This window comes from Streptomyces sp. NPDC017448, assembly GCF_044330565.1.
GTDB lineage: Bacteria > Actinomycetota > Actinomycetes > Streptomycetales > Streptomycetaceae > Streptomyces.
In genome coordinates this window covers 79991-105547 of the sequence record NZ_JBIRLM010000022.1, presented here as the reverse complement: position 1 = coordinate 105547, position 25557 = coordinate 79991, and the positions used below count along the sequence as shown (strand labels likewise).

General features: G+C 72.2%; 18 protein-coding genes. 5 read left to right on the top strand and 13 right to left on the bottom strand.

Annotated features, from left to right (window positions below):
* Window positions 1–110: 110 nt before the first annotated feature.
* The 4 genes from ACH4K1_RS28120 to ACH4K1_RS28105 all read right to left on the bottom strand — a co-directional run bounded on the left by ACH4K1_RS28120 (window position 111) and on the right by ACH4K1_RS28105 (window position 4683).
* Complete coding sequence (locus ACH4K1_RS28120) at window positions 111–980, bottom strand: alpha/beta fold hydrolase (protein ID WP_398092377.1); 870 nt, start codon at window positions 978–980, stop codon at window positions 111–113.
* Window positions 981–1073: 93 nt separating this feature from the next.
* The gene (locus ACH4K1_RS28115) at window positions 1074–2318 is read right to left on the bottom strand and encodes a cytochrome P450 (protein WP_398092376.1); all 1245 of its coding nucleotides are present in this window, start codon (window positions 2316–2318) and stop codon (window positions 1074–1076) included.
* A gap of 386 nt (window positions 2319–2704) precedes the next feature.
* A complete protein-coding gene (locus tag ACH4K1_RS28110; protein ID WP_398092375.1) occupies window positions 2705–3076 on the bottom strand; it encodes a VOC family protein in 372 nt (123 codons plus the stop codon).
* Between the two features lie 113 nt (window positions 3077–3189).
* Window positions 3190–4683 (bottom strand): MFS transporter, encoded by a 1494-nt coding sequence (locus ACH4K1_RS28105; protein WP_398092374.1) that lies wholly within the window; start codon window positions 4681–4683, stop codon window positions 3190–3192.
* 541 nt (window positions 4684–5224) lie between these two features.
* Between ACH4K1_RS28105 and ACH4K1_RS28100 the strand changes: the two genes are divergently transcribed.
* Window positions 5225–5842 (top strand): TetR/AcrR family transcriptional regulator, encoded by a 618-nt coding sequence (locus ACH4K1_RS28100; protein WP_398092373.1) that lies wholly within the window; start codon window positions 5225–5227, stop codon window positions 5840–5842.
* A gap of 389 nt (window positions 5843–6231) precedes the next feature.
* Window positions 6232–7548 (top strand): FAD-binding protein, encoded by a 1317-nt coding sequence (locus ACH4K1_RS28095; protein WP_398092372.1) that lies wholly within the window; start codon window positions 6232–6234, stop codon window positions 7546–7548.
* A 64-nt stretch (window positions 7549–7612) separates the two neighbouring features.
* Here ACH4K1_RS28095 and ACH4K1_RS28090 read toward each other — a convergent pair whose 3' ends face one another.
* Window positions 7613–8776: an epoxide hydrolase family protein gene (locus ACH4K1_RS28090; protein ID WP_398092371.1), complete on the bottom strand. Its 1164-nt coding sequence runs from the start codon at window positions 8774–8776 to the stop codon at window positions 7613–7615.
* Window positions 8777–9002: 226 nt separating this feature from the next.
* On the opposite strand from ACH4K1_RS28090, the gene ACH4K1_RS28085 reads away from it, so the two are divergent.
* A complete protein-coding gene (locus ACH4K1_RS28085) occupies window positions 9003–10331 on the top strand; it encodes an FAD-dependent oxidoreductase (protein ID WP_398092370.1) in 1329 nt (442 codons plus the stop codon).
* 281 nt (window positions 10332–10612) lie between these two features.
* Here the strand turns inward: ACH4K1_RS28085 and ACH4K1_RS28080 are convergent, their stop codons facing one another.
* From ACH4K1_RS28080 to ACH4K1_RS28070, 3 genes are all read right to left on the bottom strand, one after another.
* Window positions 10613–11428 (bottom strand): TIGR03084 family metal-binding protein, encoded by an 816-nt coding sequence (locus tag ACH4K1_RS28080; RefSeq protein ID WP_398092369.1) that lies wholly within the window; start codon window positions 11426–11428, stop codon window positions 10613–10615.
* Window positions 11429–11561: 133 nt separating this feature from the next.
* Window positions 11562–13220 carry an FAD-dependent oxidoreductase gene (locus ACH4K1_RS28075; RefSeq protein WP_398092368.1) on the bottom strand — a complete coding sequence of 553 codons (1659 nt, stop codon included), beginning with the start codon at window positions 13218–13220 and terminating at the stop codon, window positions 11562–11564.
* Window positions 13217–13816 (bottom strand): DUF5987 family protein, encoded by a 600-nt coding sequence (locus ACH4K1_RS28070; protein WP_398092367.1) that lies wholly within the window; start codon window positions 13814–13816, stop codon window positions 13217–13219. Before ACH4K1_RS28070 ends, ACH4K1_RS28075 begins: the two co-directional genes overlap by 4 nt.
* A 264-nt stretch (window positions 13817–14080) precedes the next feature.
* Here ACH4K1_RS28070 and ACH4K1_RS28065 point away from each other — a divergent pair, with 264 nt between their 5' ends.
* Both ACH4K1_RS28065 and ACH4K1_RS28060 read left to right on the top strand, forming a co-directional pair.
* Window positions 14081–15136, top strand: coding sequence for a ParB/RepB/Spo0J family partition protein (locus ACH4K1_RS28065; protein ID WP_398092366.1), 1056 nt, complete (start codon window positions 14081–14083; stop codon window positions 15134–15136).
* A 52-nt stretch (window positions 15137–15188) separates the two neighbouring features.
* Complete coding sequence (locus ACH4K1_RS28060; protein ID WP_398092365.1) at window positions 15189–15983, top strand: helix-turn-helix domain-containing protein; 795 nt, start codon at window positions 15189–15191, stop codon at window positions 15981–15983.
* Window positions 15984–16042: 59 nt separating this feature from the next.
* Here ACH4K1_RS28060 and ACH4K1_RS28055 read toward each other — a convergent pair whose 3' ends face one another.
* From ACH4K1_RS28055 to ACH4K1_RS28035, 5 genes are read right to left on the bottom strand one after another with little or no spacing between them, the layout of a single operon-like run.
* Entirely contained in the window at window positions 16043–17398 is a 1356-nt protein-coding gene (locus tag ACH4K1_RS28055; RefSeq protein ID WP_398092364.1) for a cytochrome P450, read from the bottom strand.
* Window positions 17395–17940, bottom strand: coding sequence for a flavin reductase family protein (locus ACH4K1_RS28050; RefSeq protein WP_398092363.1), 546 nt, complete (start codon window positions 17938–17940; stop codon window positions 17395–17397). The genes ACH4K1_RS28055 and ACH4K1_RS28050 overlap by 4 nt, the downstream gene beginning before the upstream one ends.
* A complete protein-coding gene (locus tag ACH4K1_RS28045; RefSeq protein WP_398092362.1) occupies window positions 17937–18395 on the bottom strand; it encodes an acyl-CoA thioesterase in 459 nt (152 codons plus the stop codon). The genes ACH4K1_RS28050 and ACH4K1_RS28045 overlap by 4 nt, the downstream gene beginning before the upstream one ends.
* On the bottom strand, window positions 18385–24477 hold the full coding sequence (locus tag ACH4K1_RS28040) for an SDR family NAD(P)-dependent oxidoreductase (protein WP_398092361.1): 6093 nt from the start codon (window positions 24475–24477) through the stop codon (window positions 18385–18387). The genes ACH4K1_RS28045 and ACH4K1_RS28040 overlap by 11 nt, the downstream gene beginning before the upstream one ends.
* Entirely contained in the window at window positions 24474–25556 is a 1083-nt protein-coding gene (locus ACH4K1_RS28035) for an enediyne biosynthesis protein (protein WP_398092360.1), read from the bottom strand. Before ACH4K1_RS28035 ends, ACH4K1_RS28040 begins: the two co-directional genes overlap by 4 nt.
* Window position 25557: the final 1 nt, after the last annotated feature.

Sequence of the window (25557 nt, the reverse complement as noted above, 5' to 3'; positions counted from 1 at the left end):
CCCCCGGCGGGGGGGGGGGGGGGGCCCGCGGGGGGGGCCCCCCCCCCCCCCCCGCCCTTGGGGGGGCCCGGGGGGGGGGGGGGCGGGGGCCGGCCCCCGCCCCGGGGGTGTCACTTTCCGAAGAACTCCACCAGCAGCGGGGCGCCGGTCTGCTGGTTGAACAGGTGCCCTTCGCCTTCGATGCGCAGCAGACGGGCCCGGGGGATCTCCTCGGAGAGCGTCACGCACGCCTCCTGGATCCACGGGGCGCTCTCGGAGCCGCTGAGGACCAGCGTCTCGACGGCGATCTTCGGCAGCAGCTCGTGCGGGATGGAGCCGTACCGATCGTTGATGATCGCGTCGTAGACGCAGGAGGGCGCCATGGACTCGAACGCCTGCCAGGCGGGGTGCTGCTTGAACCGCTCCAGCGTCTCATCGGTCATGAACTTGACGATCTCCTTGCCGAAGAGGACCACCGCCTCCTCCCGGCGGTCCTCGGCCAGGAGCGCCTTCAGCCGCTCGACCTCGTCGCCCTGGAGCGGGGGCGAGGAGTACGGCGGTTCGTAGAGCCCCAGCTTCACCATGGGGACGCCGGCCGCCGCCGCGTGGATGGCGATCATGCCGCCGCTGCAGTTGGCGAAGACGTGAGCGGGCTCCCCGATGGCGTCGAGCACCGCGGCCAGGTCCTCGACCTCGCGGTCGATCGTGTACTGCTCCGGATCGCCGTACTCGCTGCCGCCGCGGCCGCGGCGGTCGTAGTTGAACACCGTGAAGTGCTGGGACAGGCTCTGGGCGAGCGGGGTGAACATGGCCTTGTCGTTGAGCCCGCCCCCGATGATGACGACGGGCGGGCCGCTTCCGGACTTCTCGTAGGCGATCGTGGTGCCGTCGGCCGACACCACGGTCTCCACCGGGAGGTCGCGCGGGCCCGCGTAGTCGTCGCCCAGGGGCAGCTCGCCCCCCACGACCCCGGCTGCGGCCGTTGCTGATGAATCCACCATGGACAGTCTCCTTCTACGGGTTCACGCCGCTGGGCGCGTGCGCGCTCCTTCGCGAACGGCGCGGCGGGCGGGGGCGGTCGGTCGGCGCGGGCCTCACCGGGCCAGGGCCGGCGCCCTGCCCTTCAGGTGGACCGGCAGGGCGGCGTGGCCGTTGACCACGAAGCTTCCCTGTCCCGCGAGTTCGTCGCGGCGGACGGCCAGCTGCATGTCGGGGAAGCGCTCGAACAGGGCGGGGATGCCGATCATCCAGGCGTGCTTCGCCAGCCGCGCGCCCAGGCAGTAGTGGACGCCGTGCCCGAAGGAGAGGTGCGTCTTGTCCGCCCGCAGGGCGTCGAACTCGTCGGGGGCCTCGCTGTGCACGGCCGGATCCCGGCCGATGCCCGCGAAGTCGACCAGGAGCGGGTCGCCCTTGGACATCCGCACGCCGCCGATCTCCACGTCCTGCGTCGCGTAGCGGAAGGGCAGGTGCGCCACGGGGGACTCCACCCGCAGCGTCTCCTCCCACACGTTCTCCCAGGGGATCTCGCCGGAGGTCACCTTCTCGCGCAGGCCGGCGTCGGCGAGCAGGGCCAGGGAGGAGTGGGCGAGGGCGTTCACCAGGGTCTCCGAGCCGGCGCCGAGCAGCAGGTGCAGCGTGCCGATCAGCTCGGAGTCGCTCAGCCGCGAACCCTCGTCCCTGGCCTCGATCAGCGCGCTGGTGAGGTCGTCGCCGGGGTGGTCGCGCTTGTACGCGACGAGGTCGGAGATGGCTTCCTGCCACTGTCCGAGGTTGGCTTCCGCCGCCTCGGAGGAGATCCGGGTGTCGATGTTCTTGTGGCCGCCGGCCAGCACCTCGGCGCGCCTGTCCTCCGGGACGCCGAAGAGGTCGCACATCAGCCGGGTGGGCAGTTCGGCGTGGAACATCTCCTTGATGTCCACGGTCTCGTCGTCGGCCTTGGCGGCCATGGCGTCGAGGAGCTCCTTGACCGTCTTCTCGATGTGCGGCCTCATGGATTCCACGCGGCGCTCGGTGAACGCCTTCAGCAGCAGCTTGCGCAGCCGGGCGTGGTCGGCGCCGTCCTGGGTGGCCATGGTGTCCATGGCCACCCAGGTGATCAGGGGCCAGCCGTTCGATATCTCCCCGTTGATGTAGGCGGGCCAGTTCTTGCGGGGGTTCTTGGAGAAGCGCTCGTCGGTCATGATCTGCTTGGCGAGCGCGTAGTCGTGCACCGACCACGCGAGCACGCCGTCCTGGAGTTCGACCCGTGCGATCGGGCCCTGCTCGCGCAGACGAGCGGTCTCCCCGTGAGTGTCGGCGCCCTCGGGGTCAAGACGGTAAGGGCACACAGCCTCGGTCATGGACACAACCTCCAGCAGAGTCTGTTGTAGCGGAACGGGCGTCAGGCGGCTTTCGGCGGCTGTCGACGCGGGGGGCCGCCGCCGGGCACGCGGCAGGCGCCGGTGCACGCCGGTGAGGGCGGCTCGATCGTTGTTCACGCTAGCCGCGCGGCCTCTGCGGGGCGTCTTCCTGGTTGCGGAGGGGCGGGCGGGTGTCCGCGGCCGTGCGGCCGGCCGTTCAGGAGGCGGTGGGGAGGCGGGGCGGAGGTCCGGCCGGGCGGGGGCCGTCGGCCGGGCCGGGTGCGGCGGGGTGCGCCGGGTGCGCCGGGGCGGGTCTGCGGCGGGGGTGGAAAAACGGCTGGGCCCCGCGCGGTGTCGCTTCGCGCGGGGCCCAGCCATGTGGGGGTTCAGGAGCTCATGACTCCGACGTTGTTGCCGTCGGGGTCGGTGAAGACGGCGATGCGGCCGGCGGGGGTGTCCTGCGGGGGCATCTTCACCGAGCCGCCGAGCTTCTCGGCCTGGGCGAGGGCCGCCTCCACATCAGCGACGGGGAAATAGGGAACGACGCCGACGTACGGGCTTTCGGGGCCGGCCTGACCGATTCCGCCGGAGGGCGGGCCCTCTCCGGAACTCACCATGGCGTAGGTGTCGTCCAGGGCATTGATCGTCCAGCCGAAGATTTCCTGGTAGAAAGCGCGCGTCCGGGAGGAATCGGGGGTGGAGATGTCGAACCAGCCGGGGACGGCGGGAAAAGTGGTCTTTTCGTTGTCGTTTGCCATGTCTACACCGTACACAGCCGGAGATCGGCCGGGCAACCCGAACGTGCCACAGTTGAGGTGAATTCGCGCATTTCCTCTCCTGTTCGCATTTCTGGGACTGGTGGGGGCCGGGGTCAGCGGGTCTGGGCGACGATTTCGGAGGTCGGGTCGCGCAGCGCGGGGTCCACGCGCTCGAAGAGCGCCAGGATGAGGAGGCCGCCGATGACCATCAGCGCCGCTCCCACCCGGAAGGCCAGGACGTAGCCCGAGGTCACCGCGGTCTCCACGGGGACGCCGGCCTGGATCTCGCCGGCGGTGTACCGGATGGCCAGGGGCACCAGGACGGCGAGGCCGAGGGCTCCTCCGATCTGCTGCATGGTGTTCTGGACGCCCGAGGCGAGGCTCGAGTTCTGGTCGGTGACCTGGTGCAGGGCGGCGCTGGTGGCGGCCGGCATGGTGGCGCCGGCGAACACGCCGAACACGACCATGCCCGGCAGGATCCCTCCGACGTAGTGGCTGTCGACGTCGACGGTGCTGGTCAGCAGGAGCCCGACGCCGGCGCCGATGAAGCCCATCGCCACGATCGCCCGCACTCCGATGCGGGGGGTCAGGGCGGTCCCGATGCCGATGCCGATGCCGATGCCGAATCCGAGCGGGAGGTAGGCCAGCCCGGTCTCGAGCGGCGAGTACTTCAGCACGTGCTGCTCGAACAGCGTCAGGAGGAAGGTGTAGGAGATGAACGCGGCCATGAAGAACAGCGAGGTCAGGTTGATGACCGACCTGGTCCGGTTGGCGAAGAAGTCCAGCGGGATGAGGGGGTTGTCCACCCGGCGCTCGATGATGATCATGGTGAGCAGCAGGGCGACGCCGGCGATGAGCGGCAGGACCACGGAGGCCGACTCCCAGGGGTGCTCGGCGGCCTGCAGCAGCCCGTAGACGATGGCCACGAGCCCGGCGGTCGAGGTGAGCGCCCCGGCGATGTCCAGGCCCCGCTCCCTCCCGCGCTCCATCCGGCTCTCGGTGACCATGCGCGGGATGATCAGCAGCACGGCCAGGGCCACGGGGAGGTTGATGTAGAAGATCCAGCGCCAGGACGTCAGGTCGGTCAGCACTCCCGAGACGATGTAGCCCAGGGTTCCGCCGAGCGCGACGAGTCCGCCCCAGATCCCCAGCGCCTTGTTGCGCTCCTTGGGGTCGGTGAAGAGCAGCGCGATCAGGCCGAGCGAGGCCGGGGCCGCGATGGCCTCGGCCGCGCCCTGGGCGAACCGGCCCACGACCATCATCCCGGGGACGACGGCGGCGCCGCACAGGGCCGAGGACGCGGCGAAGATGCCGACGCCGATCAGCAGCAGCCGGCGGCGGCCGAAGACGTCGGCCAGCCGGCCGCCGAGGATGAGCAGCCCTCCGGCCGCCAGCACGTAGCCGTTGACCACCCACGTCAGCCCCGCCTCGGAGAAGCCGAGGCCGTCCTGGACGAGCGGCAGCGCCACGTTCACGACGGTCATGTCCAGAAGGATCATGAACTGCAGGCCGGAGAGGAGGGCCAGCACCCACCAGCGCCGGGGGTCGGCCTCGGCCTTGGGGCCCTCGGCGCCGTCCGCGGCCACATCCGGGTTCACCGTGGTCACGCGCTTGTCTCCCTTGATCGTGGGTGCCGTGCGGGGGCCCGGCGCCGAGGGGCCGAGGAACGCCCGGGGCGCAGGGGCAGCCCCCGCCCCGCCGCCCGCTCTCCCCGCCTGGCCGACCACCTGATATACACTGTGCACATCGAATGTGTTCGCACCATATAGTCTTTTCGGACCGGGGGGAGCCCGAACGGCGAAATACCAGGTGAAGATTTACGGGCGGGGCGGCCGGCCGCACGTCGCACCGCGTCCGGGAACGCGTCCCCCCATGCTTCCGTACCGGGCGGATGTCGCCTTTCTTCCGGATTGCTCGATGAACAGACCTGTTCGGCGTTTGGTGCAGAACCGGCCGAACGCGTACACTGTCCACATCCATATCCATCGTGGCCGACATTCCAGAAGGGCCGCGGAACCGGGTACGACGATCCAGAAGGGGAAGGCGCCCCTGCGGGCAGGTCCGCAGTGCGCCCCGCCGACCGGGCCGGACCGTCCCCGCCGGAGTCGACTGTTCGACCGCACTGCGGCCGGGAGGCAGGGACACAGCATGACCCGTGACGCGCATCCCTACCACCGCCCGGGCCTGAAGGCCGCCCTCATCGAAGCCGGTCTCAGGCGCGCCCGGGAGGGCGGCGCCGAGGCGCTCGGGCTCCGGGAGATCACCCGGTCCGTGGGGGTCACGCCGAACGCCGCCTACCGGCACTTCGCCGACCGGCGCGAGCTTGTGCTCGCCGTCGCCGCCCGAGCCCAGGACCATCTGGCGCAGGCCATGGCCGACCGCATGCGGGACGCCGCGGACCAGGCGGACCCCACGGCCCAGGCGGTGCAGCGGCTGCGCGAAGTCGGCCTCGGCTACATCCACTTCGCGCTGTCCGAACCGGGCTGGTTCGAACTCGCGATCCTGCTCCAGGAAGAGCCCGGCGGCGACGTCGAGGCGCGGGTGCCTCCCCCCTACCAGCTCCTGCTCGACGCCCTCGACGGCATGGTCGAGGCCGGCGCGTTGACCCCCGAAAGACGGGTGGACGCCGAATGGGTCTGCTGGTCGGGGGTCCACGGCTTCGCCGATCTGGCGACCCGCGGCCCGCTGCGGCACCAGGAGCGCGCCGTCGTGGACAGGCTCGCCGCCCACGTCGTGAACACCGTCGTCAGCGAACTGGGGTCCTGAGAACCCCCGCACCCGGCCCGTCCGCACACGCCCCCCGGTGCCGCCCGCCCGGCGCCCGGCTCGCCGCCGGCGCCGGGCGGTCCACCCGGGCCGCCCGGGTCCGGCGCGGCGAAGGGCCCGGCGGCGCGGTGGGCCGAGCGGCGCACGCGGGAGTATGTACCGCTCGTCCCGCGGGCGCGAGCATGGAGCGGGCCCCTGGCGTGTACGGGCAAAGGGGTTTCGCACTCCTGCCCGCGGCGGTGGAGCTCCGGGGCCCCGGGTCGCACACGGACGTGCGCACCAGAGACCACCGGACCGCATGGAGTCGTCGTGGGCAAAGAACCCGCCGTGTTCCCAAAGGCCCCTCCCAGGGCCCCGCACCACCGCTCCCAGCCGCCAGGAGCCCTCTCGTGAGCGGCCTCCCCTCCCCCGCCGGGTCCTTCTCCCCGCCGGGCCTGCCGCCCCTGCGCGGCGTCCTCAGCACCCGCGGCGTCGACCTCGCCGCCGCGGCACGGGACTTCGGCAACCGCGTACGCCTGCGGCCGGTGGCCGTGCTGCGCCCGGCCGTCGCCCAGGACGTCGCGGCGATCGTGCGCTTCGGCCGGGACAACGGGCTGGCGGTGGTCCCCCGGGGCGCGGCCTGCTCGGTGGACGGTCAGGCGCAGGCGTCGGACGGGATCGTGGTCGACCTCTCCTCGCTCGCCGGCGTCGGCGCTCCAGCCCCCGGCTTCGTGCGCGTGGAGGGGGGCGCGCGGTGGGGGGCCGTCCTGGAGGCCACCCTGCCCCGCGGCCGTGTCCCCTTCGTGGTGCCCGACCATCTCGGGCTGTCCGTGGGCGGCACGCTGTCCGTCGGCGGGATCGGCGGTACGAGCCACCGGTACGGCAGCGTCGCCGACAACGTTCTCGAACTCGAGGTCGTCACCGCCGAGGGAGACCTCCTCACCTGTTCGCCCGAGCGGCGGCCCGAACTCTTCGACGCGGTCAGGGGGAGCCTGGGCCGGTACGGGATCATCACCGGCGCCACCCTCGCGCTCACCGGGGCGAAGACCTCGGCGCGCGTCTACCGGCTCGCCTACCGCGAGTGCGCCGCGCTCCTGGCCGATCAGCGGCGGCTGGTGCGCGAGGGGCGGTTCGCCCATGTGGAGGGGCACGCCCGCCACGGGGGGTCCTCGGGCTGGACGTTCGTCCTGGAGGCCATGCAGCCCTTCGACGCCCCGCACGCCCCCGACGACGCCGCGCTGCTCGACGGCCTGGCCCACCACCGGGTCCAGGAGGCCGAAACCGTGTCCTACCGCGATTTCCTGGGGCGGGTCGCCCCGTTGGAGGCCCGGTTGAGAGCGCTCGGCTCGTGGCAGCACCACCCGCATCCGCGGTGCAACGTGCTCCTGCCGGGCCGCGAGGCGGAAGGGTTCGTCGCACGCACTCTGGCCGCTCTCGCCGAGGAGGACATCGGGCCGGGAGGCAGCGTCCTGCTCTACCCCGTCCCCACCGCCCGTCTCGCCGCGCCGAACGTGCCCAAGGCGCGCGACGCCCTGAGCGTGGTCTTCGGGCTCCAGCGCACGGCGCCGGCCGACCGGCCCGAGCTGCTGGACCGCATGGTGCGCGACAACCTCCTCCTGCGGGCGGCGGCCCGCAGGGCGGGGGGCGCCGACTACGCCTACGCGGCCACGCACTGCCGGGCCCCCGGCGTCCCGGAGCTGTCCGGCCCCACGCCGCCGCCGCGCTGAGGAAGGGCGTGCCGATGCCCCGTACGCGGGTACGGGGCATCGGCAGGCGGGCGGGGGGGGCGGGTCAGGAGGCCCGCAGCGCGCGGGCGAAGGCCCGCAGGTCGGAGACGAACAGGCCGGGCTGCTCCAGGGCGGCGAAGTGGCCGCCGCGCTCGAGTTCCGCCCAGTGCACGATGTTGGGGAAGGCGCGTTCGGCGAACCGGCGTACGGGCTTGGCCGAATCGGCCGGGTAGACCGCGACGCCCAGCGGCGTGGGCAGCGGCGGCGCGGCGGGGGGCGGGGTGGGGGCCGTGGGCAGCACGTCGGAGATCTCGTAGTAGAAGTGGGCGCTCGACCCGGCGGTGGCGGTGAGCCAGTAGATCATGACGTTGGTCAGCAGCCGGTCGCGGTCCACGGCGTCCTCGGGCGCCTTGTCCGTCTCCGCCCACTCCATGAACTTCTCCACCACCCAGGCCAGTTGGCCCACGGGCGAGTCGGTCAGGCTGTAGGAAAGGGTCTGCGGGCGCGTCGACTGGATCTTCATGTAGCCGGAGCCGTCCGCGCCGAACTCGGCCAGCGCCTGCAGGCGTGCGAGGTCCTGCTCGCCGAGGCCCGCGAGGTCCGCCGGGTCGCCCGAGGGCGGGGTGATCAGGAAGTTCACATGGGCTCCCACGACGTGCTCGTGGTCCACGCCGGAGAGCGTCAGGCTGGTCCAGGCGCCCAGGTCGCCGCCCTGGACGGCGTACCGGGAATATCCCAGGCGCCGCATCAATTCCGCCCAGGCGAAAGCCACCCGGGGAAGGTTCCAGCCGGGTTCCGGGGTGGGGCCGGAGAAGCCGAATCCGGGCAGGGAGGGAATCACCAGGTGGAATGCGTCGGCCGGATCTCCCCCGTGGGCGCGGGGGTCGGTCAGGGGGCCGATGACGTCGAGGAACTCGGCGACCGAACCCGGCCAGCCGTGGGTGACGATCAGCGGGAGGGCGCCGGGTTCCGGGGAGCGGACGTGCAGGAAGTGCACGTTCGTGCCGTCGATCTCGGTGGTGAACTGGGGGACCGCGTTCAGGCGTTCCTCAGCCGCGCGCCAGTCGTAGCCGTTGCGCCAGTAGTCGGCCAGCTCCTTGAGGTAGTCCAGCGGGACGCCGCGGCTCCAGCCCGTCCCGGGGATCTCGCTCGGCCACCGGGTGGCGTCCAGGCGCCGGTGCAGATCGTCCAGGTCCGTCTGCGGAATCGCTATACGGAACGGCTCCATGAAGAATAGCTCCCTCTGAATTCCCTAGAGCGCCGAAAAGAGCGGTGATCCGCGCGGGCCGGGCGAATTGCGCCCAGCTGCGGTCCGCTTCCCCATCACGTTAGGAAGCCGCTCGTCGCGACGGCAAGAGCAGCCTGCGCAGTGAGCACACAAGAAGAATTACGGGGCCCTGCGCGCCGCTACTTTGCATGTGGCACAGGCCAGTTCCGCATGTTTCGGAGGACCCATGATGAGTGGTTATGTCGGAGATCGCGCCGTGGTCCTGGGCGGCAGTATCGCGGGTTCCCTCGCGGCACGCGTACTCGCCGACGCCTACCGTGAGGTGACCGTGGTCGACCGGGACGACCTGACCGAGCGTGCGGAGCCGCGGCATGCCACCCCTCAGGGGCACCACATCCACGCGCTCCTCGCCCGCGGTCAGCAGATACTCGACGAGCTCTTCCCCGGCTTCACCGACGAACTGATCGCTCTGAAGGTTCCCACCGGTGACTTCGGCACCAGCCTGACCTGGTTCTTCAAGGGGACCGCGATCAAGAGGGCGGAGACGGGGCTGACGTGTGTGGCGGCCGGCCGGCCTCTTTTGGAGAACCGGATCCGCCACCGCATCCGGCGCCTGCCCAACGTGGTCTTCCGGGAGCAGACGGACGTGCTGGGGCTGGTGGCGTCGGCGGACCGCGGCGCGGTGAGCGGGGTGCGGGTGCAGAGCCGTGTGCCCGGCAGCGCCGAGGAGGTGCTCGCCGCGGACCTCGTGGTCGACACGACGGGGCGCGGCACGCGGACGCCGCGGTGGCTGGCGGAGCTCGGCTATCCGGAGGTGGCCGAGGAACGCGTGACGATGGATCTGACCTATACGACCTGTCATTTCCGCGGTCCGCTGCCCTTCGATCCGATCGGTGAGGACATCGCTCTCCTGCCGGTCGCCACCCCGGCCTTCCGGCGGGGGGCGATCTTCGCGCGGATGCCCGACCGCTACTCGCTGTCGCTGACGGGGGTTCTCGGAGACCGGCCTCCCACGGACTACGAGGGGTTCCTCGCCTACGCCGAGTCCCTGCCGATCCCGGAGGTGTACAAGGCGCTGCGGGACGCGGAGCCGCTGGGTCCGCCCGCCTCGTTCCGTTTCCCGGCCAGTATCCGCCGGCGCTACGAGCGCCAGGCGCGCCATCTGGGGGGGCTGGTGGTGATGGGGGACGCGGCCTGCGTCTTCAACCCGGTGTACGGGCAGGGCATGTCGGTGGCCGCGATCCAGTCGCTCGTCCTGCGCGACCACCTGCGTCAGGGGCCGCCGGAGCCGCGGGCCTTCTTCCGTGATCTCGCCCGTGCCATCGACGGGCCCTGGGAGATGTCCGCGGGCGCGGACCTCGGTTTTCCGGAGGTGCGGGGGCGGCGGACGCTCAAGTCCCGGCTCGGCAACGCCTACATCACACGGCTTCAGGCCGCCGCGGCCGTCGACGCGGAGCTGTCCAAGGCGTTCTTGCGCACGGCGGGGCTGGTCGATCCGCCCCAGTCCCTCATGCGGCCGCGAGTGATCTCCCGTGTGCTGCGCGGTGGCCGCTAGCCGCGGCGACGGCGGTGTGTTCGCCCCCTGGGGGGCGGGGTGAGGAGGCGGGCGGGTTCCACGGCCGCCTCCTCACCCGTTTCCGGGGCCGTCCCGGGGCCTGGTCCCCCGGCGGCCGTGTCGGGGCCGTCGGGGCCGTGGGGCTCGGTCCCGGGGTTCCCGTGCCCCTCCCCGGGGGTCGCCAGGGGCCGTTTCGGGGGGGCGGGGCATGAAGCGGCGGGCCGGTTTCCGGGGCCGCCGTGGCGGTCTGCGGGTCCGGCCCGCCGGGGCGGAGCGGTCTCTCAGCGTGCGCTCACACCACGTCCCGGGGCGAACTGGCCCGGTGTCCGGCCTTCGCCGGCGGGGCCGCGGTAGGCCTGGGCGATGTCCAGCCAGGCTTTTGCGTCCTCCCCCTTCGCCGTCAGGTCGAGGTCGTCGCGGTGGCGGCGGCGGGTCACCAGCAGGCAGAGGTCGTGCGCCGGGCCGCTGATGGTCTGGGGGGCGTCTTCGGGCCCGGCGGTCCACACCTCGCCCGAGGGGGCGGTGAGCACGAAGCGGAAGGGGTCGGCCGGGGGGGTGATGCCCCGCGCCTCGTACCCGAAGTCCCGTGTGAGGGAAGCGAAGTGCACCAGATGGCGCAGTCGGCCGGTGGGCTCCCTGCGCACGCCCAGGGCGTCGGCGATGTCCTGTCCGTGGGCGAAGATCTCCATCATCCCGGCGCGGGCGAGCACCGCCGGCGGCAGCGGGCGGACGAGCCAGGGGACCGTGCGGCCGGCGGGGACGGCGGCCAGCGCCTTCAGGGAGGCGTCCCCCCGGGCGCGGAACCGGGCGAGGAGCTCCTGGGGGGTGAGCGCGTGGAACTGGGCGAGTGCGGCGTTGACCGCTCCGTTGAAGTCCTGGGCCGCCGCGGCGGTCATCGCCCGGAAGCGGTCCGGTGCCGCCGCCGCGTTCTCGGCCAGCGTGAAGATGAAGGTCAGGTGGGCCACCTGGTCGGCGATGCTCCAGCCGGGTGCGGGGGTGGGGCGGGACCAGGCATCCTCGTCCAAGCCTTCCACGAGGCGGGTGGTCTCCTCGATGTCGGCGGCGAGGTCCTGGAGTACCTCGTGGGTGTCGCTCATCTGTCTCTCCTGTCCGGCGCCCGCGGGCGCGGCGGTGGCGGTGGGTGGGGCGGTGGGTGGGGCCGGGCGGGCTGTTCCCGGCCGCGGGGCCCGGGGGCGGCTCGGCGTGGTTCGAGCCGGCCCCCGGGTGGCGTCAGGGGACCGCGAGGCGGGGCGGGGGCAGGGGGACCCGCCGGGGGGCGCCGACGGGGCCGGCGGGGGGCGGGGCGCCGTAGCGGACGCGGACGCCCCGCTCCTGTGCGGCCCGCACGATGCCCGGCACGGCCCGTTCGGCGAGGGCGGAGATGGTCAGGGCCGGGTTGACGGTCAGTGCGCCGGGGACGGCGGATCCGTCGGTGACGAAGATCCCGGGGTGGCCGCGCAGTTCGTTGCGGTCGTCGAGGGCGGAGGTGTGGGGGTCGTCGCCCATCCGGCAGGAGGCCAGGGGGTGCACGGTGTAGGCGCCGACCAGGTCGTTGGTCCACGGCATGACCTGGGCCAGTCCGTCCTTCTCGAGGATCTCCTTCACCTCCGCGTCGGAGGCGGCCCAGGCGTCGAGCGTGTTCTTGGTCGGGGCGTAGCGGAGGTTGCCGCGGCCGAGCAGTTGCTGGGAGATGCGGTGGGCGTTGCCGGTGGCCGGCGGGGGCCCGAAGACGCCCTCGTTGTCGTCCTCGATCATCGAGAAGATCGTGAGCCAGGAGGTCCAGTGCCGGAGGATCTCCTTCTTGCGGGCGCCGAACCAGGTGGGGCCGGCGCCGGGGGGCACTTGGGCGAGGATCGTGCCCAGGCCGGGCGGGAAGTAGAGCTGTTCCAGGGAGTAGCGGGAGTACTCGGGCAAGGAGCCGTCCAGGCGGTCCCAGCTCGCGACGGTCGGCCCGCGGCCGATGTGGTTGGCCCCGTAGGCGGGGCCGGGGCCCTTTTCCAGGCCGAGCAGCCGGGCTGCTTTCTCCTCGTCGACCACGGCGGTGTTGAGCCGTTCGCCGTTGCCCGAGAAGTAGCGTCCCACCGCGTGGGGCATGGCGCCGAGCAGCCCTTCGCTGCGTTGCAGGATGACGGGGGTGGCGCCGGCGCCGGCCGCCAGCACGATGATCTTCGCCTCGATCACTCCGCTGCCGGTGCTCGTGCGGTAGTCCTCGGCGTCGATGACGTTGTAGTGCACGCGGTATCCGCCCTCCGCGGTCCGCTCCAGGTGCTGCACCTCGTGCAGGGGGCGGATCTCGGCGCCGTGGGCGAGGGCGGCGGGGAGGTAGTTCACGAGCAGCGACTGCTTGGCCTCGAAGCGGCATCCGGCCATCATCCAGTTGCAGTTGACGCACTTGTCGGTGTCGATGGCCACCGGCAGGGGGTTGGCGGTGCGGCCGGCGTGGGAGCAGGCCGCGGCCCACAGTCCCCCGGCGTAGCTCACGTCCTGCCATTCCTGCCGGGCGACCGACAAGGACTCCTCGACCCGGTCGTACCAGGGGTCCAGGGTGGCGCGGCTGACCGACTTGGGCCACATGCGCCGGCCGATGGAGCCGTGGCGGTCGAAGACGAAGCGCGGGGCGCGCGGCATGGCGGCGAAGTAGACCACGCTGCCTCCGCCGACGCAGTTGCCGCCCAGGACGCTCATCCCGTCTCCGACCACGAAGTCGAAGATCCTGGTGTAGGAGGAGCCGAGCTTGTAGTCGTGCTCGAACTCGCTGTGTTCCAGCCAGGGGCCGCGCTCCAGTACGGTCACCTTCGCGCCGCCGGCGGCCAGGTGGTAGGCGGTGATCGCGCCGCCGAACCCGCTGCCGACGACCAGGACTTCCGTGCGCTCGGCGTTGTCGCTCATGCCGGGCTCCCGCCGGCGGTGGTTGCGGGGTGGAGGGGGGCCAGCTCCCGGCCGTAGCCGAAGTCCTCGAAGCGCCACAGGCCGTCGTCGTCGGGGGCGGTGATGCCCATGGCCCGCAGGCCCGGGTGGCCGGCGGCGATCGCTTCGGCGGTGTGCAGGTGCGCCGCCGAGTCGAAGGCCATGTTGCAGAAGAGGGAGAGCAGGACCCAGAACTCCTTCTCGGGGTGGCCCGGGGCGGTGAGTGTGCGGATCAGGGCCACGCGGTCTTCGTAGGACAGGGCGACGAAGGGGGGGACGGAGGGGTCCGGTGGGAGTCCGGCGTCCTGGGCATAGGCGCGGGCGTGGTCGTTGGCGAGGTCCGCCAGGTTCTCGAGGTCGTCGTGGATGCCGGTGGCGTCCCAGCGCAGGAGCTGCAGGGCGCCGGCGGTGACGGCGCCGCCGCCTTCCGCGGCGCCGGCCACGGCCCTGTCCCCCGGCCAGCGTTTCTCGCCGGGGACGATCGAGTCCGCGTAGGCCTCGAGCGTCAGCGCGGCATCGTCCGTGATTCGGACTCTGCGCTCCGCTGCGCCCTCCGGTTCCGCTTTCTGTTTCTGCACCTGAGCCTCCGTTCCCTGCTATCGGCGTTGCCCTGGCGATGTGGAAAGCAAAATAGACCGGGTCGGTCTTTTCAAACAACCGACGGGAGTGTTCGCCTGAACAGGGGGTTCATCGTACAGTTGCCAAAGTCGCGACTTCGGGGCTTGCCCCCTCGCGATGAAAACAGAAGGCGGATACCTTCTCCCGAAGGAATGTTCCTTTCCCGTGCCAAGGGTCTGGATACGGGAAACACCTCGAGCACGTCCGAACTTACGGGGAGTGAATTGAAAAGCACTGGAGGAACCCCGGAATCACTGACGGATCTCACCGACTGGGTAAAGGTCGACACCTTGCTGCCGGCGGATTCTCCGCGCTTGAATGGTCTCGACGAGCAGCATGTCAGGCAGCTGGCGGCCGTTTATCCGACGCTGCCTCCGATCCTCGTGCACAGCAGGACGATGCGCGTGGTCGACGGGATGCACCGGTTGGCGGCGGCGCGGCGCAACGGGTTGGACGTGGTGGCGGTGCGGTACTTCACGGGGACCGAGCAGGAGTCGTTCCTGCGCTCCGTGTCGGTCAACGTCGCGCACGGTCTGCCGTTGTCGCCGGAGGAACGCAAGACGGCGGCGCACCGCATCCTGGACATGTGTCCGGAACTCTCGGACCGGGCGGTCGGGGAGTGCACGGGGCTGTCGCCCAAGACGGTGGCCTCGGTCCGGTCGCGTTCAACCGGGGATTCCGCCCGGTTGAACATGCGGATGAGGAGTGATGGCAAAGCTCATCCGCTCGACCGTACGGCCGAGCGTCTGCAGGCGGCCCAGTTGATGATCGCCCGGCCCGATCTGCCGTTGCGGGCCGTGGTCAAGGAGACCGGGCTGTCGTTGGGGACGGTGCACGATGTGCGTCAGCGCCTGTTGCGCGGGGATGCGCCGGTGCCGCCCCGCCGGCGGCGGCCGCCGCCGCTCCCGCCCGCGGGCGCCGGTGTCCCCGGGGCCCGGGGCGGTGGGGAGGCGGAGGGTCCGGGCGGGCCGCACCGTGTCTCCGAGGCGGTGCCGGGGCGGTCGCGCACTTCTTTGGAAATGCTGCGCAAGCTCGCGTCGGACCCGGCTCTGCGGCATTCGGAATCCGGCCGGCACTTCTTGCGCTGGCTTCACGACCACTTTGTCGTGGATGATTCCTGGCGTCAGTGGACGGAGGCTGTGCCGCCTCATTCGGCGGCCATACTGGCGGATCTCGCTCTTCACTGCTCACGCACGTGGAAAAGGTTCGCCGAAGATCTCACCAGTCGTCGGCTGGCAGGCGCCCATCTCTCGGAAGAGATGCAAGCCGACTCGAAGTGACGGATTGAACAGAACGTCTGTGGATTGAAATGGCTCACGATAGGGAGACACCGTGACTTCCGCTACCATCGAGCACGCAGTTCACCGCGTCATCAGCAATATGCGGGCCAATCTCGGTCAGGATCTGACGATCGACGACATGGCGCGCACGGCTATGTTCAGCAAGTTCCACTTCACTCGTATCTTCAGGGACGTGACCGGTACGTCGCCCGGCAGGTTCCTCTCGGCGCTGCGGATCCAGGAGGCCAAGCGGCTGCTCGTGCAGACGCAGTTCAGCGTCGCCGACATCAGCAGTCTGGTCGGGTACAGCAGCGTGGGCACCTTCAGTTCGCGTTTCAAGGCGTGTGTGGGCGTCTCCCCCAGCGTCTACCGGGAGTTGGAGGGCTTCGCCTCCGGCATCGACCAGGAGCCGTGGCCCGACTCCCCCGCCTCGCCGGCCGGTGTCTCGGGCATCACGCTGCGGGGCCACGTCACGCTCCCCGCGGGGCGGGCGGCCGGGCCCTGTTATGTGGGGCTGTTCCCCACCCAGGTCCCCCAGGGGCGGCCGGTGAGGTGCTCCGTCCTGGAGGGGCCCGGCGCCTTCGAACTGCGCAACGTTCCCGTGGGTACCTGGTACCTCCTGGTGCACTCGGTGCCCTACGGGCAGGAGCACCTCGTCTCGGGCGCGGCCGACGAGAGGGAGGGGGAGGCGGTGTCGGTGGGGCGCCACGGTCCGCTGACGGTGCAGGCCGATACCGTGCTGCTGCCGGTGGGGGTCGCGCTGCGGCCGCTGGAGGTGTTCGACCCGCCGGTGCTGATGGCGCTGCTCGACCTGCGCACCGGCGCCCTGGAGAGCGCCACGGGCTGATGCGCCGTCCGGCCGCGGCACGTGCCGCGGCCGGGGCGGGGCGGGCGCCGGCCGGGTCCTCACCGTAGGGGGCGGACCGTCATGGGGAGCCCGCCCCGCATGCGCAGCGACATCATCGGCTCGGGCGTCCTGTCGTCCCCGGGCAGGGTGTCCAGGTCGAGGTCCCGGGTCAGCAGGGCGGTGACGAAGACCGCCTCCATCATTCCCAGGCCGCTGCCGACGCAGAAGCGGGGGCCGGCGCCGAAGGGGATGTAGGCGTAGCGGGGGCGGTCGGCGAGGCGTGCCGGGTCGAAGCGGCTCGGGTCGAACTGCTCGGGGCGCTCCCACAGGGCGGGGTGGCGGTGCAGGGTGTAGGGGCAGATGAGGACGTCGGCGCCGGAGGGCACCGCGTACGGTCCCACCTCGTCGGGCTGCAGGGCCACCCGGGGCAGGATCCACACCGGCGGGTACAGGCGCATGGCCTCTTGGACGACCTGGGTGGTGTAGGTCAGTTTGTGCAGGTCGCCGGCGTCGGGGGCCCGGCCGTGGTCGAGCACGGCGCGGGCCTCCTGGCGTACCAGGTCCCTCAGGTGCGGGTGGCGGGCCAGGAGCAGCAGGGTCCACCCCAAGGTGCTGGCGGTGGTCTCGTGGCCGGCCAGGAGCAGGGTGACCAGTTCGTCGCGCAGTTGCTCGTATCCGGCGCGGGGGTCGGTGTGGCGGCGGGCGGCTGCGATCATGAGGGCGAAGGCGTCGTCGTCGGCGGTGGGCGTGTCGTTGAGGCGGGCGCTGCGGTCGGCGACGAGTTCGTCGACGGTGCGTCGCAGTTCGCGGCGGGAGCGGCGGAAGCGGCGCTGGGTGGCCAGCGGGGCCCAGGTGGGCACCGTGTTCTGGGTGACCATGTCGAACATCGCCTGGTCCTGGACCGCTTCGAAGGCGTGGGCTATGCCGCCGTGGGCGTGGAGGCCGGTGTCCAGTACGGTGCGGCCCAGCACGCCGAGGGTGAAGCCCGTCACCTCCTGGAGTACGTCGAGGGGGCCGTGGGCGCCGCGGCGTGCCAGCAGGTCGCGCAGTTTCACCGTCTCTTGGGCCACCGCCTGGGCGTGGGTGGTCACCCGTGCGGGTTTGAACGCCGGCTGCACGGTGCTGCGCTGCCGGCGCCACAGGTCGCCCTCGCTGGTCAGCAGGCCGTCGCCGAGCATTTTCCGGGACTCGGCCAGGCCGATGCCTTTGCGGTAGTTGGCGGCGTTGTCCGCCAGGACGTGTTTGGCGTAGTCGGGCCGGTTGAAGACGAAGAGTTTCTTGGGGCCCAGGGAGACCAGTACGGCGTCGTCCAGGGCGGCCGCGTCCCGCATCATCCCGAGCCGGTCGACGGCGAGTTTGCGCAGCAGGCCGGGCAGCGCCCGCAGCGGGGGGGAGGCCGGGCGGCGGCCGCTCATGCCGCGTCCTTCCGTCGTGTGGGGGGCAGGCGCTGGAAGCGGCCCCGGTGGAAGACCAGGGGTTCCCGGTCGGGGGACGCCTTCAAGGTGAGCACCCTGCCCACGCAGATGGTGTGGTCCCCGCCGTCGTAGGCACGCCAGGTGGCGCACTCGAAGTGGGCGGCGGCGCCGGTGATGAGGGGGGCGTCCACCGTGCGGCCCGGTCCCCAGGCGACGGTGTCGAACTGGGCGGGGCCCCGGGGGCGGGAGCGGTCGGCGAAGTGCCGGGCCACTTCTTCCTGTCCCGCTTCCAGTACCGAGACGCAGAAGGCGTCGGCGTCGGCCAGGAGGCGGTGCATCAGTGTGTCGCGGCCCAGGCACACCAGTACCAGGGCGGGGTCCAGGGAGACGGAGGTGAAGGAGTTGGCCGTCATGCCGTGGGGTGCGGGGCCGCCGACCGTCACCACGGTCACCCCGGTGGCGAAGGTGCCCAGTGCCCCGCGCAGCCGTTCGGGGTCGGTGGCGGGCGCGGGGGCGCGGGGGGTGGGGGTGCGTATTCTCATGCCGCCCGCCCGGGCAGGGTCCGGCTCGGTGCGCCGTAGGGTTCCAGGGCCCGGGCCAGGGCCTGGGGGACGGGTGAGGGCACGGTGTCGGTGTTGGGCCCCCGCATGCAGGCGACCCGTTGGCGGCCCCGGGCGACCAGGGTTTCGCCGCCCTCGCCGACCTTGACGTAGTCGAAGGTGAACTCCAGCTGGGTCTGTCCGAATTCGGACAGCCGCATGCGTATGGCCACGTCGTCGAAGGCGGTGATCTCGGCGAAGAACTCGCAGTCCACCTTGAGGGTGAACAGTTTGAGGTCGTCCTGGAGGTCGGCGAGGACGTCGGGCGCCTTCTGCTTGAGGAACAGCTCCCGGCAGCGTCCCTGCCAGCGCAGGTAGTTCACGTAGTAGACGTTGCCGACCAGATTGGTCTCCTCGAAGCCGACGGTGTGCCGGTATTCGAAGTAGTCATCCGACATGGTCCTGGGACCGCCCTTCCGGCTGGTGCGGGGTGTGCGTCAGGAATGCGAAGACGACGGGTTCGGGGGTGTGGTGCACGGTGGTGGCGAAGGTCGCGATCCGCAGGTCGCCGGCGGTGAAGAGGACCCAGCCGTTCTTCTTCTGCGGCAGCGCGCTGAGCGGTGTGCCGGTCATGGCGCCGGCCTTTTTCAGGCACTCGGCCGCGCTCCAGACCCGGGTGGCGGCGGTGTCGAAGGGTTCGCCGGTCTCCTGGGCGGTGAGGCGGGCGGCGGCGGTGTGCTCACCCAGCAGGCCCTGCCACTGGTCGATCTCGCGGGGGGTGACCGTTTCGACGTCGCAGGCGACTTCGGTGCGGGCCAGGGCGCTCAGGGTGAGGTGGGGGCCGTGGGAGGCCGACAGGTGCCATCCGCCGTCGATTTCCGGGCGCCCGTCGGGCCGGTGGCGCACGATCGCGGCGGCGCCCAGGGTCCGGGAGGCGGCGAGGGCGGTGAACGCCCGGCGTTGGGCGAGCGATCCGGTGGGGCTGTCGCCGTGGGGTTCGACCGTGACCGCCAGGGGGGTGGCGAGCACGTCCTCCAGGGTCCGCTCCAGGTAGGGGCCCAGCAGGGGCGGGGCCCAGGGGCCGGAGCCGTCGCTCTTGCGCACCGCTTGCAGGGTCAGGCCCTCCCAGCGTTCGACGACGGTGCCCTGGGCGTCGCGTACGGCGATGTCGTAGACGTAGGTGTCGCCGTCGCGGCTGCGTTCGACCGCGCAGTAGCGCAGGTGGCCCGGGGCGTGGGCGTCGGCGCCCAGGGGGTGGATGCGTTCGACCCCCGAGGGCAGGAGGGTGGCGTCGGGTACGCACACCTGGTTGCCGTGCATCAGTGCGTCGCGCATGCCGGGGTCGGCCAGGAGCATCGTGGCGGGCAGGAAGCCGGCGAACCAGCCCTCCGGGCGGTGCAGGGCCACGTCGGCGTCCACCTGTCGTGCCGTCATCCGGTGGAAGCGGCGCAGCCGTTGGAAGCGGGGGCCCTGGAAGAGGATGCCGCCGTAGAGGTCGCCCTGGGGGTCCAGGGGGACGTGGGGGGTGGCGGCGTCGGTCTGCAGGGGCGGTCCGTCGGGGGGTTGGGCGTGGGAGTACACCAGGCGGGCGCGGAAGTGCTCTGCGGCGAAGCCGGTGTCCTGGGTGTGGACGGCGACGGCGACGGTGTCGGTCGCGGTGACCGTCGCGGCGATGCGGATGGTGGTGCTCCCGTCGGGCGGGACGACGATGGGGCGCAGGAAGCGGGCGTCCTCGATGAGGGGGGTCTGCGTTCGGCCGGTGACCGCGGCGGCGACCTGGACCATGGCTTCCATGCCCATGACGGCGGGGAGCAGGAGGTTGCCTTCCAGGAGGTGGTCGGCGAGGTAGGGGTCGGTGCCGGCGTTCAGCTCGACCTCGGTGACCAGTTCCACACCGTGGTAGCGCACCAGGGGGGTGCCGGTGAACCGGAGCAGCGGCAGGGGCGGCAGGTCGCGGCGTACCGTGTCGATGCCTTCGGTGCGGCCGCTGACGACCGTCACCACCGGTGCGGCGGGGTCGCGGATGAGGCGCAGGAGGATGTCCACCCCCTGGTCGGGGGGGAGGGGGACGATGCCCTGGCGGGAGAGGGTCTCCACGACGGAGAGTTTCTCGCCCATCCCCACTCCGGACCACACCGACCATTCCACGCAGCGGGCGCGGATGTGCGGGTGGGTGCGGGCGGTCTCCTGGGTGAGGTCGGCCAGCCATTCGTTGGCGGTGGCGTAGTGCGCCTCGCCGCGCAGGCCGGCGCGGCCGATGATGCTGCCGAAGGTGACCAGCAGTTTCAGCTCCTGGGGGTCCACCGCTTCCAGTACGGTCCGCAGGCCGTCCACCTTGGGGGCGAAGGTGCGGTGGAAGTCCTGCGGTCGCAGGGTGTGCAGGGGGCCGGGGTCGTTGCGTCCGGCGCCGTGCAGCAGGGCGGTGACCGGGCCGAGTGCGGTGCGCAGTTCGGCCAGGGCGGTGCGGACCTGTTCGGGGTGGGTGACGTCGGCCCGGGCGTAGCGCAGGGTGATGCCGTGGTCGGTCATCCGTTGCAGGTTGTCGGCCAGTTCCGGGTCGGTGGCCGGGTCGGAGCGTCCCAGGATCGCGAGGCGTGCCCCGGTGTCCTGGGCGATGGCCAGGGCGCATTCGGCGGAGATGCCCTTGCCGCCGCCGGTGACCAGCAGGACGTCGCCCGCGCCCAGGGGGGTGTCCTGGTGTTCGGGGCTGATAGGCAGGGCCCGCAGGGTGGGGACGCGGCGGACCGCGTCGGCGTCGTAGTGGGCTTCGGAGAACCGGGTCGTGGCGGACACCTCGGCCACCACGTGGTGCACCGTCTCCTCGGTGAGGGGGATGTCGATGAGGGTGGTCACCAGGTGGGGTGCCTCCTGGTGGAGGGTCTTGGCCAGGCCCGCGGCGGCGCGGCCGTGCTGGACCAGGACGAAGCGGCTTCCTTCGGGGGCGGTGAGCGCCCGTTTCGCCGCTGCCAGGGCCAGGTCGATGTCCTGTGCGGGGCAGTGGGGCGGCAGGCAGACCAGGACTCCGGGGCCCGTTCGGGCGTGGTGGAGCGCGGTGCGCAGGGTCTGGGCGATCTCGTAGTCCGGGGGTGCGAACAACTCCCAGGCGCCGGAGGTGGGCGGGCCGGCCGGGGGGCGGGCGACTTCGTCCAGGTCCACGGAGAAGGCGCGTGCCCAGGGGGCCGCTGCGGTGACGGCCGTGGCCGTGGCCGTTTCGGCGCCGGGGGTGGTGTTCGCCAGGTTGTCGAGGGCTTCGGCCAGTTCCGCCAGGGTGGCGGTGGCGAAGTTCATCGGTTCCTGCGCGGGGGCGATACCGAGCTGGGTCATGGCCTGGTTGACGAGCTGGCCCACGGTGATGGAGCTCAGGTGCAGGTCGTCCAGGAGCCGGTTGTCGGGGTCGACCAGGTGGGCGGGGAGTTCGGCGCGTTCGGCGACCAGGGCGCTGAGGACGTCGAGGGCGTGGGCGGCGCCGGTCTCCTGGCGGGGGGCCGCCTCGTGAGGGGCCGCCTCGTGGAGGGCCGCCTCGTGAGGAGCGGCCTCGTGGAAGGCCGCCTCGTGGGGGGCCGCCTGGTGGGGGTGGGGCGGGGTGGGGGTGTTGTTCGCCTCCGGGGGCGCCGGGGTGGCCGAAAGGGTCGGGGGCAGGGGCTGGGGGTCAAAGGGCAAGGGCAGGGGGCGGGGTTCGGAAGGCAGGGGCTGGGGCCGGGGTTCGGAGGCCGGGCGCGCGGCGGGCGGCGCGGCGGAAGGTGCGGCGGAGGGCGCGGTGGGGGTGTCGGCGGAGGGTGGGGTGGTGGGCTGCGGGTGGTGGGGTCGGGGTGGGGCCGGTTCGGGGGCCTGTTCGCAGGGGTTGGCCAGGAAGGAGAGTTCCTGGCCGATGCGCAGCGGGCGGGTCAGCCGGTCGCGGAAGAGGCGGTGGGGGGCGACGGGCGCGCCGATGACGAACGCGGCGCCCACCACCCGCAGGAGCGATTGCAGGGACTCGTCGTCGGTGTCCAGGGAGAGGGCGGGCACGTTCGTCACCGTCCCCGCCAGGTGGGCCAGGACCCGGCCGGGCCCCACCTCGATGAACAGGTCGACGTCCCGGGCCGCGGCGCGGACCGCTTCGGTGAAGCGCACCGGGGCGGTGATCTGCTCCCGCAGCAGGGCCGACAGGTCGGCCCCCGGGGTCAGCTCGGCCCCGGTGACGGTGGAGATCACGCGGCCGGCCGGTTGACGGAAGTCGGCGCTCTTGAGCCAGTTGCCGAACGACTCGGCGGCCGGCGCCACCAGCGGTGAGTGGAAGGCGTGGGAGACCGGCAGGGGTGTGCAGGCCACGCCGGCGCGCCCGGCCCGGCGGCGGACCTCCTCGATCTCGTTGGGCGGGCCCGAGACGACGGTCTGCTGCGGGCCGTTGTAGCCGGCCACGACGACGGAGAGGCCGCTGATGAGGTCCTGTGCCTGCTGGGGCGGGGCGCCGAGGGAGGCCATGGCGCCCGGTGCGCCGTGTTCTGCCATGGCCTTGCCGCGCACGGCCGCCGCTTCGATGAGGGTGTCCTCCTCCAGGGCTCCGGCCCAGCACAGGGCGGAGAGTTCGCCGAGGCTGTGGCCGATGCCCAGGGACGCCTCCAGCCGCAGTTCGTCCAGGACGCGCAGGCCCGCTGCCGAGCCGGTGACGATGCGCGGCTGGGCCGCCTGGGTGTCCACGGTGTGCGGGCCGGTCTGCGGTGCGGTGCGGCTCCATACCGCGGCGGCTTCGGGGAAGCGGCGGCTGAGGGCGCCGCCGCCGGTGCCGTGGCCGGAGCCCTGGCCGGGGAAGAGCAGGCCGATGCGTTTGCGGCCGGCGGCCTTGCCCAGCAGGGTCCGGCCGTCGGCGGCCCGGTGTTCCCTCTCTCCCCGCTCCAGGAGGTCCACGAGGTGGCGCAGCCGGTTCTCGGCGTCCTGCGGGGAGGTCGCCACCACCGCTGCCCGGTAGGGGTGGTGGCGCAGTTCGTGGTGGAGGGTGGCGGCGAGGTCGGTGATCTGCCCGTAGGAGAGGTGGGGGGTGTAGTCGGCGACCTCGGAGAGCCGCTGGGTCAGGTCGCGGGCCGTGGCGCCGTCGAAGAGGAGGAGTTCGCTGTCTTGCGGGGAGTGGGCCAGGGGGGTGAGGGGGCGGGCGGCGGGCGGGCGGCGGCGGCCGGCCGGTTCGTCCAGGACGACGTGGGTGTTGATGCCGCCGAAGCCCATGGCGGTGATGCCGGCGCGGCGGGGTGCGGTGCCGGGCCAGGTCTCGGCCTTGCGCAGCGCCTTGAGGTTGGCCTGGGGGGCGGTGAGCAGGTCGTGGGGGTCCAGGGTGCCGATGGAGGGCGGCACGGTGTGGTGGTCCACCGCCATGGCCGCCTTGATCAGGCCGGCCACGCCTGCGGCCGCCTTGGTGTGGCCGATCATGCCCTTGATGGAGCCGATGGCGGCGGGGGGTGCTTGGGGGTCGGCCGCGGTGCGGGCCTTCATCAGGGCGGTGAGTTCGGTGGCGTCGCCGACGGCTGTTCCCGTGCCGTGGCCTTCGAAGAGGGGGACGGTCTCGATGCCGAATCCCGCCCGGGCGTAGGCGCGGTCCAGGGCCAGGCGGTAGCCGTCGACCTCGGGGCGGGTGATGCCGCCCTGGCCGTCGGAGGAGACGCCCCAGCCCGCGACGGTGGCGTAGATGCGGTGGCCGCGGGCGATCGCTTCCTCTTCGCGCATCAGGACGATCACGCCGCAGCCCTCGCCGGGCCAGAAGCCGTTGGAGTCCTTGTCGTAGAGCTTCATCTCCTTGCGGGCCAGGGCGCCGGTCTTGGCGAAGCCGATGATCTCGAAGGGGTCCAGGGAGAGGTCGACGCCGCCGGCGAGGGCGACGTCCAGGTCGCCGTTGGTCAGGGCTGTGGCGGCGGTGGTGACCGAGAGGAGGGAGGAGGAGCAGGCTCCGTCGACGGTGTATCCGCCGCCGTTGAGGTCGAAGTGGTTGCAGATGCGGCCGGCGATGGTGTTGGAGAGTCCGCCGGCCAGGGTGTCCTCGTCGACGGCCGGGAAGGGCGCCTTGTAGGAGGTTTCGACCTCGTGGAGGAAGGCGGTGAGGCGGGTGTGGTCCCAGCCGGGCTGGTCGGCGAGGGCGGTGGCCATGACCCGTCGTACGTAGGGCCAGCGCAGCCGCATGACGTTGGCGCGGGTGAATTCGCCGGTGAGGGTGTTGCCCATGATGACGCCGGTGCGCTGGTGGGGCAGTCCCTCGCCGGCGGGGAACCCGGCGTCGGCCAGGGCCCGTCCGGCGGTGTCCAGGGCGAGCCAGTGCGTCATGTCGGTGGAGCGGAAGGTGCTGCCGGCGATCCGGTGGGCGACGCGGTCGAATGCGTAGCCTTCGAGCACGGCCGCGTTGCGGGAGTAGAAGGTGTCGGGTGTGGAGGGGTCGGCGTCCCAGTAGTCGTCCAGGCTGATGCGCTGGTGGGGCAGGCGGCGGAAGGCGCGGCGTCCGGCGACGGCGTTGGCCCACAGTTGGTCGGGGGTGGTGGCCTCGGGGTAGCGGCAGGCCATGCCGATGATGGCGATTCTGCTCATGCCGACACCACGATCCTGCGGTCGTTCGCCTCGTTGTCCTGGGGGCGGGCGGGGCAGGAGCAGGCTCCTTCGGCGCAGCCGTTGCCGCAGGCGGGCGGGGTGGCGGCGTCGGCGGGGCGAGGGTGGCCGGGGGGCGGGGGTGTGCCGGCGGCGGCGTCGGCCTGGGCCTCCTCGGCGCGTCGGCGGGAGACGATGTCGCTGACCCAGAGGAAGGCGCCGCGGATGCCGCAGACCAGGGCGGTGGCGAAGAAGATGCCGTAGGCGACGCTCAGCGCGGTCAGCAGGCCGTAGACGGCGGCGACGCCGGCGCCGAAGGCGATCTGGCCCCAGCGGGAGGAGGGGGTGGTGCCGGGGTCGGTGATCATGTAGTTCGTGAACAGGACGAACGCCACGCCGGTCATCATCGCCAGGGCGGCGGGGATCGAGGTGTCGAACAGCAGTCCGCGGATGAGGGCTTGCAGGGCGAATCCGCCGACCCAGGCGAGGATGAGCCACATGCGTTCGGTGAGTTTGGCGTTGAGGAGGGTGCCCAGGGCGATGATGACGGCGGGGACGAGCCAGTCGATGCCGCCGTCCACGTATTCGGTGAATTGGTAGGGCGGGGCGATCGAGGCCCAGGGGAACAGCAGCAGGATGACGGCGATGCCGAGGTTGGAGGGGTTCATGAAGTGGCGCATGCGGCCGCGGACGGGGGCCCGCAGCACCCACTTGGCACCCACGGCGACCACGACGCCGAACACCATGACCCAGACCTGGTCGTTGACGTAGGTGAGCATGTTCACCGCGAGGGCGGTGATGTGGGCGGGGTAGAGGAATTCGATCAGTCCTCGCGCACCGCCGCCGCGGAAGCGGGGGGCGCGTTTGTCGGCGCGGGCGCCGAGGGCCTCCAGGGCGATCTCGACGGTGTAGGCCGTCGCCAGCGCGAACAGGGGCCACAGCCAGGGCTGTTCGAAGCCCAGGACGGTGTAACCGACGATGTTGAGTACGGAGATGGAGATCGCGAAGCGGCGGAGCGCGGTGACGATCTTGGGGTTGTGGCGCGGTCCCGCGGTGGGGGCCGGGGGGTGGGTTGCGGGCATG

Coding starts and splice junctions, on each gene's coding strand:
- ACH4K1_RS28120 (WP_398092377.1), bottom strand. CDS start 980: ATGGTGGATTCATCAGCAACGGCCGCAGCCGGGGTCGTGGGGGGCGAG.
- ACH4K1_RS28115 (WP_398092376.1), bottom strand. CDS start 2,318: ATGACCGAGGCTGTGTGCCCTTACCGTCTTGACCCCGAGGGCGCCGAC.
- ACH4K1_RS28110 (WP_398092375.1), bottom strand. CDS start 3,076: ATGGCAAACGACAACGAAAAGACCACTTTTCCCGCCGTCCCCGGCTGG.
- ACH4K1_RS28100 (WP_398092373.1), top strand. CDS start 5,225: ATGACCCGTGACGCGCATCCCTACCACCGCCCGGGCCTGAAGGCCGCC.
- ACH4K1_RS28090 (WP_398092371.1), bottom strand. CDS start 8,776: ATGGAGCCGTTCCGTATAGCGATTCCGCAGACGGACCTGGACGATCTG.
- ACH4K1_RS28085 (WP_398092370.1), top strand. CDS start 9,003: ATGATGAGTGGTTATGTCGGAGATCGCGCCGTGGTCCTGGGCGGCAGT.
- ACH4K1_RS28080 (WP_398092369.1), bottom strand. CDS start 11,428: ATGAGCGACACCCACGAGGTACTCCAGGACCTCGCCGCCGACATCGAG.
- ACH4K1_RS28075 (WP_398092368.1), bottom strand. CDS start 13,220: ATGAGCGACAACGCCGAGCGCACGGAAGTCCTGGTCGTCGGCAGCGGG.
- ACH4K1_RS28055 (WP_398092364.1), bottom strand. CDS start 17,398: ATGAGCGGCCGCCGCCCGGCCTCCCCCCCGCTGCGGGCGCTGCCCGGC.
- ACH4K1_RS28050 (WP_398092363.1), bottom strand. CDS start 17,940: ATGAGAATACGCACCCCCACCCCCCGCGCCCCCGCGCCCGCCACCGAC.
- ACH4K1_RS28045 (WP_398092362.1), bottom strand. CDS start 18,395: ATGTCGGATGACTACTTCGAATACCGGCACACCGTCGGCTTCGAGGAG.
- ACH4K1_RS28040 (WP_398092361.1), bottom strand. CDS start 24,477: ATGAGCAGAATCGCCATCATCGGCATGGCCTGCCGCTACCCCGAGGCC.
- ACH4K1_RS28035 (WP_398092360.1), bottom strand. CDS start 25,556: ATGCCCGCAACCCACCCCCCGGCCCCCACCGCGGGACCGCGCCACAAC.